Origin of the sequence: Haloechinothrix salitolerans, assembly GCF_042662605.1 — a bacterium.
In the GTDB taxonomy this organism is placed as follows: domain Bacteria; phylum Actinomycetota; class Actinomycetes; order Mycobacteriales; family Pseudonocardiaceae; genus Haloechinothrix_A; species Haloechinothrix_A salitolerans.
In genome coordinates, this window is the sequence record NZ_JBHSXX010000001.1 from 3,213,440 (window position 1) to 3,225,402 (window position 11,963).

An 11,963-nucleotide genomic window follows, 5' to 3' on the forward strand; every position below is an offset into this window, starting at 1 on the left:
CCGGACAATCAGGACAATTTTGGTTGCTCAGGGAGCAAAGAAGATCAACTGTCCGCGAGTGTTCGATCTCCGCGTTGTGCCGCATCACCGACCTCAGCAGATGCGGGGGAGCGGGTCTCCGACCAGCAGATCCATGATCCGTGTGCCACCGAACGCCGTGTTGAGCAGCACCATCCCCGGCGGGTCGTCGCCAATGCGGCCGATGATAGCCGCCTCCGTGCCGAGCGGGTGGGCGCGGAGCGCCGTGAGGGCGTCGTCGGCCTGCTCGCCATCCACAATGGCTACTAGACGTCCTTCGCAGGCGACGTAAAGCGGGTCGATGCCGAGCAATTCGCTCGCACCTCGCACCTCGGTGCGTACCGGCACGGCGTCCTCGTGCACGGTCACCGAAACGTTCGCCGCGCGGGCCGCCTCGTTCAAGATCGTCGCGACCCCGCCGCGCGTGGCGTCGCGCATCGCCCGCACTCCCGGAACGGCGTCCAGCAGCGCGGTGACCAAGCCGTTCAACGGTGCGGTGTCCGACGTCAGGTCGTCGGCCTCGATGTCGAGCTCGCCGCGCTCCAGCATGATCGTGATGCCGTGCTCGCCGACGGGTCCGGACACCAGCACCGCGTCACCGGGCCGTGCGGTGGCGACACCTAGCTCGCGGGCATGCTCGTAGACGCCTATGCCGGTCGTGTTGATGTAACAGCCGTCAGCTTTGCCGCGTTGTACCACCTTCGTGTCGCCGGTGACGACCTGCACGCCGGCCGTTTCGGCCGCCGCGGTCATCGACGTCACGATGCGCCGCAAGTCCTCGATCGGGAAGCCTTCCTCGAGAATGAATCCGGCTGTCAGATGCAGCGGCCGAGCGCCCGCGACGGCGAGGTCGTTCACTGTGCCGTTGACGGCGAGTTCACCGATGTCGCCGCCGGGGAAGAACAGTGGCGACACCACGAACGAGTCCGTCGTCAGCGCCATCCGCCCGGCATCGACCGGGAATGACGCGCTGTCCTCCAACGGCTCCAGCAGCGGGTTGCGGAAGGCGTCCAGGAACACTGCCTCGATCAGTGTCTGCGTCGCCTTCCCGCCGGAACCGTGGGCGAGGGTGACGCGCTCCTCGCGCACCTTCGGCTTACGCCGGCGCGCCTTGTCGATGCGGTCGAGGACTTGCTGCTCGCGGTCGGTGGGCTGGTCGGTGCGGGTGGAGACCCGCTCAGACGTGCTCATGGTGGGCGGCCTCCTTGACACGCTCCCGGGTGAAGCGGCCGAAGTTGTAGTACGCCGCGCAGGCGCCTTCCGGCGAGACCATGCAGGTGCCGATCGGGGTCTCCGGCGTGCACGCCGTGCCGAACACCTTGCACTCCCACGGCTTGAGCACACCCTTGAGTACCTCGCCGCACTGACAGGCTTTCGGGTCGGCTACGCGCACGCCGGGCATGTCGAAGATCCGCTCGGCGTCGAACTCGGCGTACTTCTCCCGGACGCGCATGGCCGAGTGGGAGATGAACCCGAGCCCGCGCCACTCGAAGTACGGCCGCAGCTCCATGACCTCGTGAATCGCCTTCAACGCCACCGTGTTGCCCTGCCACGGCACCACGCGCGCGTACTGGTTCTCCACCTCGCGGCGGTCCTCGGTGAGCTGGAGCATGAGCTGGTAGATCGACTGCAGGATGTCCAGCGGCTCGAACCCGGCGACGACGACCGGCTTGTCGTAATCGCGGGCGATGAACTCGTACGGGCGGCAGCCGATCACGGTGGACACGTGACCCGGCCCGATGAAGCCGTCCAGTCGCAGATCGGGGGAGTCGAGGATCGCCTTGATCGCGGGAATGATCGTGACGTGGTTGCAGAACACCGAGAAGTTGTCCAGGCCTTCGTGCGCCGCGCGTAGCACGGTCATGGCGGTGGACGGCGTGGTGGTCTCGAACCCGATCGCCGTGAAAACGACGTGGGTGTCCTGGTTCTGTCGTGCGATCTTCAGTGAGTCCAGCGGTGAGTAGACCATGCGGATGTTGGTGTCTTCGGCGTTGGAATCGAAGAAGTTCCCACCCGATCCGGGGACGCGCATCATGTCGCCGAACGAAGTCATCAGTACATCGGGTTGTCGCGCGATGTGGATGGCGTCGTCCACCCGCCCCATCGGGATGACGCACACCGGACAGCCGGGGCCGTGCACCAGCTGGATGTTCTCAGGCAGGTAGTCCTCCAGCCCGTGCTTGTAGATCGTGTGGGTGTGCCCGCCGCAGACCTCCATGAACTTGTACTCGCGGCCCGGCTCACACAGGCTGGTGATCTTGGCCGACAGCGCGCGGGCCTTCTCGGCGTCGCGGAACTCGTCAACGAAGCGCATGCGTGCCTCCTCAGTCGATCCGCGACTCGCGAAGCGCGGCCAACTCGTCCTCATACGACTGGCCCAGATCGGTGAGGAACTCCAGCGTCGCCGTTGCCTCCGCCTCGTCGATCTTGGACAGCGCGAACCCGACGTGGATCAGCACCCAGTCGCCTGGCTCAGGTGGGTCGTCCGACAGCAGTCCGATGTTGATCTTGCGCTTGACACTGCTGACCGCCACTTTCGCGAGGTCAGGACGTTCCTCATCGATCTCGATGACCTCACCGGGGATGCCGAGACACATCGCGGGTCACCTCCCTGGCCGACAGCGTGGCCACTGAGCCGAGCCACTATCTGTCGAAGTCCTATACCGCTTGTGACGGTACGACTGTTAGCCACGGCACACAACGTGGCGATCGGGTGGCAGCACGACGCCGCCGGGCGCGCTCACGCTGCGCCCGGCGGCCGAGAGAGGCATCAGCAGCGCACCACGGCGCACTGCAACGAGGCGGGCTGTGGGTTGGCGATCAGCGCCGAGAACCGGTTCGGCATCAGCGCCAGCGTCAGCACCGCGATCGACATGAACCAGTGCTGCAACACCATGTGCAGGAAGACGCCGCCAGGAATTGGCAGCACCTTGGACTCGTTCATGGGAACGGTGACCAGCTTTTCGTACATCGGGGTGAACATGCCGTTGAGCAGCCAGCCCACGGTGAGCACCAGCAGTAGCACGGCGACCGCGCGCGCCGCCGGTGACTTCTTCATGAGCATGTTGAGCCGGTGCGGATCCACCGCGAGCAGGATGGCGGCGAGCGCGACGATCGGCGACAGGAAGCTGATCACGCTGGTGTAGCTGGACAACGCGGTCGGTGACGCGACGATGCCGTCGAAGTACCGCGCCGGGCCGGTGGCCACCCAGCCGATGATGTAGGAGACGCCCGCGATCAGGGCGAGCACCTGGAACACGCGCCAGCCCACACCGACGCGTCCTCCCGTGTCGCCGGATGCACTCCGATGTTCAGCGCTGTTCGTCATCGCTGCCTCCTTTCCGTTGCGGTAGTGCCGTATCCGTCTGGGCGTCGTGCTCAGGTGAGTCGGGGCCGACGATGCGGCTCAATCCGGTCGCGTGCGCGATGCGATCCGCTCCTGGCAGGAAGCCGACGTGGCCGACCCGACGTGCGGTGTAGCCGAGGATGAGCAGGGTCAGTGGCAGGCCCCACAACGCGAGTTCCGCGCGGCCGGTGAGCAGCGGGGTCGCCACCGGTGCGAGGCCGATCAGGACGCCGACCGTGGTATTGGCGATGGCGCAGAAGGTGCAGTGAGGGTGTGCGGCTGCGACGTCTGTATCGCCCGTCTGGGCGTCAGCCGGACGGCTCGTCGTGCCGGATTTTCGTGCGGGTCGTAAGTGCCACGTGTGTGTCATACGTCACCTCACGAGTGATAACGCTACGACTGAGTGACTGCAGAGTCACTAGATGTAATGGTCATCTAGTGGTCCGAATGGCGTAGCGACTCGCACGACCGGCAACGCTATCGGGACAGGACTATGCTGCCGATACGACCTGACAGCCAAACGGCGTAGAGGACGAAACCAATGCGGGTGGCGTTCGTCGGCAAGGGCGGCGCGGGGAAGTCCGCGATCGCCGGGGTAGTGGCGCGGCTGCTCGCGCGTCAGGGCGAGGACGTCCTGGCGGTGGACTCCGATCCGTTGCCCGGCCTATCGATCTCGCTCGGTCTCGGCGTCGTTGACGCGGCGATCCCCTCGGACGCTGTCGAGGAGAAGGCCGAGGGGGAGCCCGGTCCCCGGTTTCGGCTGCGGCAGGGTCTGACGGCGTTCGACGCGCTCCGCGACTATGCGCTGCCCGCCCCGGATGGCGTCCGGTTCCTCCAGTTCGGCAAGACCCGCGCGTCGGGCGCGCCGCTGATGCGGTCGCAGTGGGCGTTCCGGCAGATCCTCGACGGCCTGCCACCCGAGACACCGACGATCATCGGGGACCTGCCGGGCGGCACCCGGCAGCCGTTCTTCGGCTGGGCCGGCTACGCCGACACGGTGGTCGTCGTGACGCCGCCGACCTCGGCGGGACTGCTCTCGGCACGCAGGCTCGCCAAGCTCGCGGCGACGGACGCCGCGCCGAACCGCATCGTCGCGGTGATCAGCCAAGCCCGCGATGACGGCGACACCGAGCGCGTACGGCGGCGTACCGGCCTCGACGTCGTCGGCAGCGTGCCGTGGGATGAGCACGTGCTCGCCGCTGAGCGCGAGGGCCGCTCGGTGCTGGACGCCGCGCCCGACGCGCCCGCCGTGACGGCGATCGTCACGCTCACCGAACGGCTCGCGGCACGCCAGACCACACCAGTACTCGCGGAACTCCAAGGCGGTGGACGATGAAACTCGCGGTCGTCGGTAAGGGCGGCGTCGGCAAGACGACGACGGCCGCCGTGCTCGCGCGCACCCTCGCGCGTGGCGGCACGAAGGTCGTCGCGCTGGACTGCGACACCAACCCCAACCTCGGCATCTCCCTCGGCATCGGGGATGACGAAACCGAGCGACTCATCGGCCTGCGGCAATCGCTCGACGACGGAGACCAGCAGCACGCGCCGAGCTGGGATTCGCTGGTCGACGTCTTCGGCAGCGACGCGCCGGACGGCGTGCGACTCGCCGTGGTCAGCGCTATCGAGAAGCCGGAGCCGGGCTGCCCGTGTTGTGGGCTGTCGCCGGAGCAACTGCTGCGCACGGTCGCGTTCGACCAGCGGACCGTCATCGCCGACTTCGAGGCGGGCACCGGCACGCTGACGCGGTTGGAGGAAGGCGCCGTCGACGTCGTCGTGCTGGTAGTCGTGCCGACCGCAAAGTCAGTCGAGGTCGCGCGGCGGGCGGCTGAACTGGTGGCGGAGAAGCGGCTCGGCAGGCTCGTCATCCTCGGCAACCAGGTCCGGGACGACGTCGACCGCGCGCTGATCACCGACGCGTTCTCCGAGGCGGACGTCGTGTGCGTGCCGCATGACGAGCGCATCGCCGAGGCCGACCGGCAGGGACTCGCCCCGCTTGACCTCGCGCCGGACGCCGAGGGTGTGCGGGCGATCGCCACGCTCGCGGGCAGGCTGACTGCCCCGGCGTAACGGACGTCAGCCCGCGATGGCGGTGCGCGACTCCAGCGCGTCGACCAGCGCGTCCACCGCCGCTGGCACCTCGCCGAGCGCGGTACCGGCCCGGTCGGCGGCGGGCACGGCGTCGTCGTATGGCAGCACGCCCAGTAACGGAACGTCGAACTCCCCGCACAGTGCGGTGAAGAACGCCTCGTCGTCGCCGCGTGCCTTGTTGCCGACGCCGAACACCAGCGGGATGCCCAGCTCCGCCGCGAGCGCCTGCGTGCGGGCGGCCGTGATCACCGACTTGCGACTGGGTTCCATGACGACGAGTAGCACGTCGGCGTAGGCGAGCGTGCCGCCGGATCGGCTCAGGTGCTCCAGCCCGGCTTCCATGTCGACCAGCGTGACGTCGGCCTGCTCCGCCATGACCTCGCCGAGCAGGCTGCGCACGCTGGCGTGGCCCGCGCAGGTGCAGCCCGCGCCCGCCTCGGTCACCTTGATCGCTGACAACAACGTCACCCCGGTCGGCGTCTCGACACCGTAGTCGCGCACGACGTCTGCCGCACTCGCCGAACCCGCGGCGCCGACGATCAGCGACCGGGGCAGCACCGACATCGCGTCGGTGCGCCACTGGTCGAGGCCGAGTGAGACGCCCAGGTTGGGATTCGAGTCGGTGTCGACGGCGAGTACGCGTCGTCCCCGCGCCGCGAACGCCCGTCCGAGCAACGCGCTGACAGTCGTCTTGCCTACGCCACCCTTGCCGACCACGCCAAGTTTCATGACCAGCTCCTTCGTGTTGTTCCCACGCTGCGCCAGTCGCAGAATGAGGCCAACGATAGAACGGCTGCCGCGGGCAGGCCAGCGGACGAAGCCCTGCCGAGGACAGCCCCGCCCACGACGAGAGGTGCACCATGCGCATCGGCATCGCTGGCAAGGGCGGGGTCGGCAAGACCACCATCGCCGCGACCCTGGCGCGCCTGGCCGCCAGATCGGGCGCGACGACGATCGCCATCGACGCCGACTCCAACCCCAATCTCGCCGCCGCCTTGGGGCTCAATCGAGTGACATCGGGGCATCCGCTCCCGGTGTCGGTGGTGTCGAAACGCCTGGGCGGTCCCGCGCTCACCGGCAGTGTGGACGACGTCCTCGCCGCGCACGGCACCGCGGGCCCCGACGGCGTGACCCTGCTGTCGATGGGCGGGCCCGCGCACGCGGGGGAGGGCTGCCTGTGCTCGGCGCACGCCACCGTTGGCGCGGTGCTGGCCGACCTCGGTGCCACGCTGGACGTCGTGACAGTCGTTGACATGGAGGCGTCGCCGGAGCAACTCAGCAGGGGAACGGTGCGCAACGTCGACATCTTGCTGCTGGTCGCGGAGCCGTACTTCCGGTCGCTGGAGACGGTGCGCAGGCTCGCGCCGCTCGCGGCGGAGCTGTCGATCGCGCGGATCGGGGTGATCGCGAACAAGCTGCGCTCAACGTCGGAGGGCGACGCGATGGCCGAGTTCTGCGAGCGGCACGAGCTGACGCGGCTGGCCAGCGTGCCCTACGACGACGCCGTGGCCGCCGCCGACCTCGCGGGCACGCCGCTGCTGGACGCCACCCCGGACAGTCCGGCCGCGGCCGCGATCGGTGAGCTGGCCACGCAGCTGCGCACGGCGAGCACGCCACAGGGTTGAGACAGCGCCCGCCAGCCGATACGCCCAGGCCAGCCGTGGCCAGCGTACGGCGAACGCCGGGTCAGCCGCGCTGCCGGGCGGCGGCTTCGGCCTTCTCCGCGAGCGGGCCGAGGGCGTCGTTGATCTCGCCGAGCCGCTGGTTGATGCGGACCACCGACGGCCCGATCGGCGCGGTCTGCGACTCGACGGCGCGCACGCCGAACGCCACCTTGCCGAGGGTGTTCGACACGATTCGCAGCTTGCGCCCGATCAGGATCAGATACACCGCGAGCACACCCACGACCAGCGCGATCTCGATGACGGTCAACGTCACCAGCAGGGCGGTCATGGCGTGCCCCCTTCCGTCGGGCGGGCGTGCTTGCCGTTGCCGCCCAGCAGCGCGTCGTGCCGCAGGGCCTCCGCCTTGATCGCGTCGAGTTGGTCGCCGGTGGAGTCGAGCTGCCAGGACGTCGCGGTGTTGCGGGCGACGGTGGTCGCGGTGTCCCACAATGTGATGACGTTGCGTTCCACCGCGCCGACGGCGTTGAGCAGTAGTTGCAGCAGGATCACCACCACGACGGCCACGACGAGGCCGACGCCGAGCGTGATCCACCACAGCACTTGGGTGTCGTCGGAGAGGGCGCGGGTCATCGGTTGCCTCCCAGCGCGTGTCGGGCTTCGGTGGCACCGGCGAGGATGTCCTTGGCTGCCGTGCGGGTCGCCTCGAGTTCCCAGAGCACCTCGGTGCGTTGCTGGGTGGTGCGCAGCGACTCCGTGGCGTCCGCCGCGACGGCGGCGATGCGCCGCACGGTCGCGATGATCAGGATCAGCAGGACGGCGACGACCAGCACCACAGCGGCGCCGATCACGTACCCGACCCACCAGCCGGTCAGATGGTCAGTCGCGAGGGTCATATCGCACCTCGTGTTCGCGAGACGTCAAGTCCGCTAGATGCATTGAGCATACACCGGAGTGGTAGTCCGTCAGCTCCCACTTTCGGTGCCACCGGGTACGCGATACGGTAGATGTGATCGTCAGATACCGAGTGTCCCGGTGACCCGACGGAGGCGACAACCATGGTCGCGCAGTCATCCGAACGAACCCCGGCGCAGCGGTTGCTCGAGGTCCTTGGCCCGGTCGACCAGTTCCACAACCAGGAGGACCTCGGTGACTTCGGGATGCCGACGCGGTCCTCAATGGAGGACATGCTGGATCCGGTCGCCCACACCGACCCCAGCAGGCGCGTCGGTCCGCTGGAGAAGATCCACGTGTTCTGGTTCGCCGGGATGAGCTGCGACGGCTGCACGGTGTCGGTGACCGGGGCGCAGTCCCCTTCGGTGGAAAGCCTGCTGCTCGGCGCGCACCCAGGTCTGCCGCAGGTGGTGCTCCACCATCCGGTCGTCAACGTCGAGTCAGGACCGAAGTACATGCGCCCGCACGAGCTGGCGGTGCAGGGCAAACTGGACGCTCCTTACGCGATCGTGCTGGAAGGCTCGATCACCGACGAGACCATCGCGCTGGAGACCGGCGGCTACTGGGCAGGCCAGGGCGAGGAGCCGTGGGGCCCTGACGGCGCGATGCGCACCGTGACCACCGACGAGTGGATCGCACGGCTCGCCCCCGGCGCGGCGGCGTCGATCGCGATCGGCACCTGCGCCACCTGGGGTGGCATCCCGTCCGCCGACGGCAACCCGACCGGCGCGATGAGCATGATGGACTTCCTCGGCAAGGACTACCGCAGCGCGTTCGGGCTGCCGGTGGTGAACGTGCCCGGGTGCGCCCCCATCGGGGACAACTTCACCGAGACCGTCGCCGCGATCCTTTACTTTCTGCAGGGCTACGGTCCGCTGCCGGAGTTCGACGACCTGGGCAGGCCCGCCTGGCTGTTCGGTGAGACGGTGCACCGGCACTGCGTGCGCGGCGCGTACTACGAGGAGGGCAGCTACGCCGAGGAGTTCGGCGACAAGGAGTGCCTGGTCGAGATCGGCTGCTGGGGTCCGGTGGTCAACTGCAACATCACGTCGCGGGGTGCGATCAACCACGCGGGCGGCTGCATGAACGCCGGTGGCGCGTGCATCGGCTGCACCATGCCCGGCTTCCCCGACAAGTTCACGCCGTTCTACAAGACGCCACCAGGCTCCAAGGTCTCGACCACGGCGTCGCGGCTGCTCGGCGGTGTCATCCGGCCGATGCGGCTGTACACCAACGCCCACCTCAACCGGGAAGTGCGCTGGGACCTGCACAAGCAAACCCCCAGCGGCTGGGCCCGGGAGAAGTCCGAACCGACCACGCTGTCCGAGATCGGACACAAGTTCTACGACAAGTTCCGGCGCTCGACCGACACCGGCAAGAACACCAAGACACCAGCCTGGGGCAAGCGCGACGAGTGGACCACCAAGCGGGAACCCGCCACCGAGGCCCGGCTGCCCGGTGGCGAGCGACGCGACAGCGGCGGGGAATAACCTGCGAGTAGGGAGCTTCGTATGTGCTTCAAGAACCTGCCGATCGAGTTCGACGCGAACGGGAACGCGCAGCTCAAGCAAGGCATCCCCGACCCCTACGCGATCACGACGAGCAGGCCGGACGTGCGCGTCACCGACGCCGAGCGGGAAGCCACGATCCAGCGGCTGATGGCCGCCAACGGCCACGTCAAGGACATCAACATGGACCCGGTCACTCGGGTCGCGGGCGCGCTCGCCGTCAACGTCACGGCCGACCTGGACAATCGGCGTTACCTGGATGCCCGCTCGCAGGCCACGCTGTTCCGCGGCTACGAGGTCATCCTGATGGGCCGCGACCCCCGTGACGCGATCTTCGTGTCCTCGCGGGCGTGCGGCGTCTGCGGCGGGGTGCACTCGCACTGCTCGGCGTACGCGATCGAGATGGCGATGGGCTTGAAGCCGCCGCCGCTGGGCACGGTGGTGCGCAACATGCAGGAAGCGGCCGAGATGGGCTACGACAACCCGCTGCACCTGTACCTGCTCGCCGGGCCGGACTACTCCGAGTCCGTGGTCAAGGCGGTCAACCCGGAGCTGTGGCCGAAGGCGGAGCAGTGGAAGTGCCCGAACGCCAAGACCCACGGCTTCGCCACTATGGCCGAGTTGATGACCGAGCTGAACCCGCTGACCGGCAAGCTCTACCAGGAGGGGCTGGAGTTCACCCGGCTGTCGCGGGAGATGTTCTCGATCCTCGCCGGGAAGTATCCGCACCCGCAGACCGTCGTGCCGGGCGGGGTGTCGTCCACCGTGACGATGCAGACGCTCAACGAGTACCACTCCAAGCTGGGCAGGCTGTTCGACTACGCCCAGCGGATGCTCGGGGTGTGGAACGACATCCCCGACTTCTTCTACGAGTGCGACGAGCGCTACCAGCAGGTCGGCGCGCGGCCGATGAACCTGATCGACCCCGGGTTCTGGGACGACCCGTTCGCCTACGACGCCACCTACGAGAACTGCAACGGCTGGGGTGCGCGGCGCTGGTCGACGCCCGGCGTCGTCATCGACGGTGAGCTGGTGACCACCCGGCTCACCGACATCAACATCGGGTGGGAGGAGTTCGTCGAGCACTCCTACTACGAGCAGTGGGCGGGGGACCGCTACACGACCGATCCGCTCGGCAACCCGATCAGCACCTACCACCCGTGGAACAAGCGCACGCTGCCCAGCCCGACCGGCAAGTCGTGGAAGGACAAGTACACCTGGGCCTGCACCCCGCGCTGGGATCGCAACGTCGTCGAGGCGGGCGCCTACGCCAGGCTGTTCACCACCGCCATGGCTGGACTGCAGCCCCACAACGACTTCATCGAGTCGACCGGCCACAGCTTGCGGATGCGGATTCCCAAAGGAACATCGCAACAGTCCGTTGTGGAGTGGAAGGTGCCCGAGGTGTGGAACGCGCTGGAGCGCAACCGGGGCAGGGCGTATCACTACCTGTTCTCGCAGTTGGTCGGCTGGCTCAGCCTGCTCCAGGCGTACGACCTGTTCAAACGGGGCGAGCGAAAGGTGGCCGCGGTGCCGGCGGGCGAGCTGGACAAGCACATCCCCGACGGCGAGCGGGTCGGCATGGGTTGGTGGGGTGCTGGTCGCGGCTTCCTGACCCACCACCTGGTGATGGACGGCGGCAAGATCGCGAACTACCAGATCTGTACGCCGTCGACCATCAACGCCTCGCCGCGCGACCCGTGGGACCAGCCCGGTCCGTACGAGGAGGCGGTGATGAACACGCCGATCATCGAGGACGCATCCCCGGACAAGTTCACCTCCATCGACATGCTGCGCACCATCCGCAGCTTTGACCCGTGCATGCCGTGCACCACGCACGTGCACACCGGATCCGGCACGGTGATGCGCGAGGTGAACACCTGCTCCTGTGGCGCGGACTAGCGCCATGCCGCCGGGATTGGCGCTGCGGTGACGGTCTTCGTCGGTGGGGCTGGCGAGCTGTTCCAGGGTGATCTGGACCTGGGGCGGCGCGCCGCCGAGCGGCTGGCTGCCGAACGTCTGGGCGAGAACGGCAGCGACGTTGTCGTCGAGGAGTTGCACTACGGCGCGGTCGCCGTGGCGCAGCGGCTCGCCGAGCTAGAGCCGTCGGTATTCGTGCTTGTGGGGGCTATCGCGCGCGGACGTGAGCCGGGCGCGGTGGTGCGCCGCGACGTGACGCCGCCGGTGCGCGAACCCGCCGAGGTGCAGCGCTTGGTGCAGCAGGCGGTGACCGGCTACGTCGACGTCGACCTCATCATTGACGTCGCCGCCGCGTTCGGCGCGCTACCGGAGCGGACGGTGTGCATCGAGGTCGAACCGGCGACGACGGAGCCGAGCGAACGGCTGTCCGACGTCGCCGAACGCGCCCTCGCCGAGGTCGTGACCTTGGTGCGCGCTGAGGTGGCCGCGCCGATCGAGATGTGACGT

At 68.3% G+C, this 11,963-nt stretch carries 15 protein-coding genes; 6 read left to right on the forward strand and 9 right to left on the reverse strand.

Annotated features, from left to right (window positions below; all coding sequences use genetic code 11):
• Positions 1-93 precede the first annotated feature (93 nt).
• The 5 genes from hypE to ACFQGD_RS15250 form a co-directional block, all read right to left on the reverse strand.
• The gene (gene hypE, locus ACFQGD_RS15230) at positions 94-1,209 is read right to left on the reverse strand and encodes a hydrogenase expression/formation protein HypE (RefSeq protein WP_345392725.1); all 1,116 of its coding nucleotides are present in this window, start codon (positions 1,207-1,209) and stop codon (positions 94-96) included.
• Entirely contained in the window at positions 1,196-2,332 is a 1,137-nt protein-coding gene (hypD, locus tag ACFQGD_RS15235; RefSeq protein ID WP_345392722.1) for a hydrogenase formation protein HypD, read from the reverse strand. Before hypD ends, hypE begins: the two co-directional genes overlap by 14 nt.
• Before the next feature lie 10 nt (positions 2,333-2,342).
• Entirely contained in the window at positions 2,343-2,615 is a 273-nt protein-coding gene (locus tag ACFQGD_RS15240; protein ID WP_345392719.1) for a HypC/HybG/HupF family hydrogenase formation chaperone, read from the reverse strand.
• 173 nt (positions 2,616-2,788) lie between these two features.
• Positions 2,789-3,346: a hypothetical protein gene (locus tag ACFQGD_RS15245; RefSeq protein ID WP_345392716.1), complete on the reverse strand. Its 558-nt coding sequence runs from the start codon at positions 3,344-3,346 to the stop codon at positions 2,789-2,791.
• Entirely contained in the window at positions 3,330-3,734 is a 405-nt protein-coding gene (locus tag ACFQGD_RS15250; protein WP_345392713.1) for a hypothetical protein, read from the reverse strand. Before ACFQGD_RS15250 ends, ACFQGD_RS15245 begins: the two co-directional genes overlap by 17 nt.
• Positions 3,735-3,905: 171 nt before the next feature.
• Here ACFQGD_RS15250 and ACFQGD_RS15255 point away from each other — a divergent pair, with 171 nt between their 5' ends.
• Complete coding sequence (locus ACFQGD_RS15255) at positions 3,906-4,700, forward strand: nucleotide-binding protein (RefSeq protein ID WP_345392710.1); 795 nt, start codon at positions 3,906-3,908, stop codon at positions 4,698-4,700.
• Positions 4,697-5,431: a nucleotide-binding protein gene (locus ACFQGD_RS15260; RefSeq protein WP_345392707.1), complete on the forward strand. Its 735-nt coding sequence runs from the start codon at positions 4,697-4,699 to the stop codon at positions 5,429-5,431. The genes ACFQGD_RS15255 and ACFQGD_RS15260 overlap by 4 nt, the downstream gene beginning before the upstream one ends.
• Positions 5,432-5,437: 6 nt before the next feature.
• On the opposite strand, the gene ACFQGD_RS15265 is transcribed toward ACFQGD_RS15260, so the two are convergent.
• A complete protein-coding gene (locus ACFQGD_RS15265; RefSeq protein WP_345392704.1) occupies positions 5,438-6,181 on the reverse strand; it encodes a nucleotide-binding protein in 744 nt (247 codons plus the stop codon).
• A 131-nt stretch (positions 6,182-6,312) separates the two neighbouring features.
• Here ACFQGD_RS15265 and ACFQGD_RS15270 point away from each other — a divergent pair, with 131 nt between their 5' ends.
• The gene (locus ACFQGD_RS15270; protein WP_345392701.1) at positions 6,313-7,077 is read left to right on the forward strand and encodes an ATP-binding protein; all 765 of its coding nucleotides are present in this window, start codon (positions 6,313-6,315) and stop codon (positions 7,075-7,077) included.
• A 61-nt stretch (positions 7,078-7,138) separates the two neighbouring features.
• On the opposite strand, the gene ACFQGD_RS15275 is transcribed toward ACFQGD_RS15270, so the two are convergent.
• Genes ACFQGD_RS15275 through ACFQGD_RS15285 form a run of 3 tightly spaced genes read right to left on the reverse strand, consistent with a single transcriptional unit; the run spans position 7,139 to position 7,970 of the window.
• Entirely contained in the window at positions 7,139-7,405 is a 267-nt protein-coding gene (locus ACFQGD_RS15275; RefSeq protein ID WP_345392698.1) for a hypothetical protein, read from the reverse strand.
• Positions 7,402-7,707: a hypothetical protein gene (locus tag ACFQGD_RS15280; RefSeq protein WP_345392695.1), complete on the reverse strand. Its 306-nt coding sequence runs from the start codon at positions 7,705-7,707 to the stop codon at positions 7,402-7,404. Before ACFQGD_RS15280 ends, ACFQGD_RS15275 begins: the two co-directional genes overlap by 4 nt.
• The gene (locus ACFQGD_RS15285; protein ID WP_345392692.1) at positions 7,704-7,970 is read right to left on the reverse strand and encodes a hypothetical protein; all 267 of its coding nucleotides are present in this window, start codon (positions 7,968-7,970) and stop codon (positions 7,704-7,706) included. The genes ACFQGD_RS15280 and ACFQGD_RS15285 overlap by 4 nt, the downstream gene beginning before the upstream one ends.
• Positions 7,971-8,132: 162 nt before the next feature.
• Between ACFQGD_RS15285 and ACFQGD_RS15290 the strand changes: the two genes are divergently transcribed.
• From ACFQGD_RS15290 to ACFQGD_RS15300, 3 genes are read left to right on the forward strand one after another with little or no spacing between them, the layout of a single operon-like run.
• Positions 8,133-9,518, forward strand: a complete 1,386-nt coding sequence (locus ACFQGD_RS15290) for an NADH-quinone oxidoreductase subunit B family protein (protein WP_345392689.1) — start codon at positions 8,133-8,135, stop codon at positions 9,516-9,518.
• A 21-nt stretch (positions 9,519-9,539) separates the two neighbouring features.
• Positions 9,540-11,438 (forward strand): nickel-dependent hydrogenase large subunit, encoded by a 1,899-nt coding sequence (locus tag ACFQGD_RS15295; RefSeq protein ID WP_345392686.1) that lies wholly within the window; start codon positions 9,540-9,542, stop codon positions 11,436-11,438.
• A 27-nt stretch (positions 11,439-11,465) separates the two neighbouring features.
• Positions 11,466-11,960 (forward strand): hypothetical protein, encoded by a 495-nt coding sequence (locus ACFQGD_RS15300; protein WP_345392683.1) that lies wholly within the window; start codon positions 11,466-11,468, stop codon positions 11,958-11,960.
• The last annotated feature ends 3 nt before the right edge of the window (positions 11,961-11,963 follow it).

Coding starts and splice junctions, on each gene's coding strand:
- ACFQGD_RS15245 (WP_345392716.1), bottom strand. CDS start 3,346: ATGACGAACAGCGCTGAACATCGGAGTGCATCCGGCGACACGGGAGGA.
- ACFQGD_RS15265 (WP_345392704.1), bottom strand. CDS start 6,181: ATGAAACTTGGCGTGGTCGGCAAGGGTGGCGTAGGCAAGACGACTGTC.
- hypE (WP_345392725.1), bottom strand. CDS start 1,209: ATGAGCACGTCTGAGCGGGTCTCCACCCGCACCGACCAGCCCACCGAC.
- ACFQGD_RS15275 (WP_345392698.1), bottom strand. CDS start 7,405: ATGACCGCCCTGCTGGTGACGTTGACCGTCATCGAGATCGCGCTGGTC.
- ACFQGD_RS15280 (WP_345392695.1), bottom strand. CDS start 7,707: ATGACCCGCGCCCTCTCCGACGACACCCAAGTGCTGTGGTGGATCACG.
- hypD (WP_345392722.1), bottom strand. CDS start 2,332: ATGCGCTTCGTTGACGAGTTCCGCGACGCCGAGAAGGCCCGCGCGCTG.
- ACFQGD_RS15255 (WP_345392710.1), top strand. CDS start 3,906: ATGCGGGTGGCGTTCGTCGGCAAGGGCGGCGCGGGGAAGTCCGCGATC.
- ACFQGD_RS15240 (WP_345392719.1), bottom strand. CDS start 2,615: ATGTGTCTCGGCATCCCCGGTGAGGTCATCGAGATCGATGAGGAACGT.
- ACFQGD_RS15250 (WP_345392713.1), bottom strand. CDS start 3,734: ATGACACACACGTGGCACTTACGACCCGCACGAAAATCCGGCACGACG.
- ACFQGD_RS15270 (WP_345392701.1), top strand. CDS start 6,313: ATGCGCATCGGCATCGCTGGCAAGGGCGGGGTCGGCAAGACCACCATC.
- ACFQGD_RS15260 (WP_345392707.1), top strand. CDS start 4,697: ATGAAACTCGCGGTCGTCGGTAAGGGCGGCGTCGGCAAGACGACGACG.
- ACFQGD_RS15295 (WP_345392686.1), top strand. CDS start 9,540: ATGTGCTTCAAGAACCTGCCGATCGAGTTCGACGCGAACGGGAACGCG.
- ACFQGD_RS15290 (WP_345392689.1), top strand. CDS start 8,133: ATGGTCGCGCAGTCATCCGAACGAACCCCGGCGCAGCGGTTGCTCGAG.
- ACFQGD_RS15285 (WP_345392692.1), bottom strand. CDS start 7,970: ATGACCCTCGCGACTGACCATCTGACCGGCTGGTGGGTCGGGTACGTG.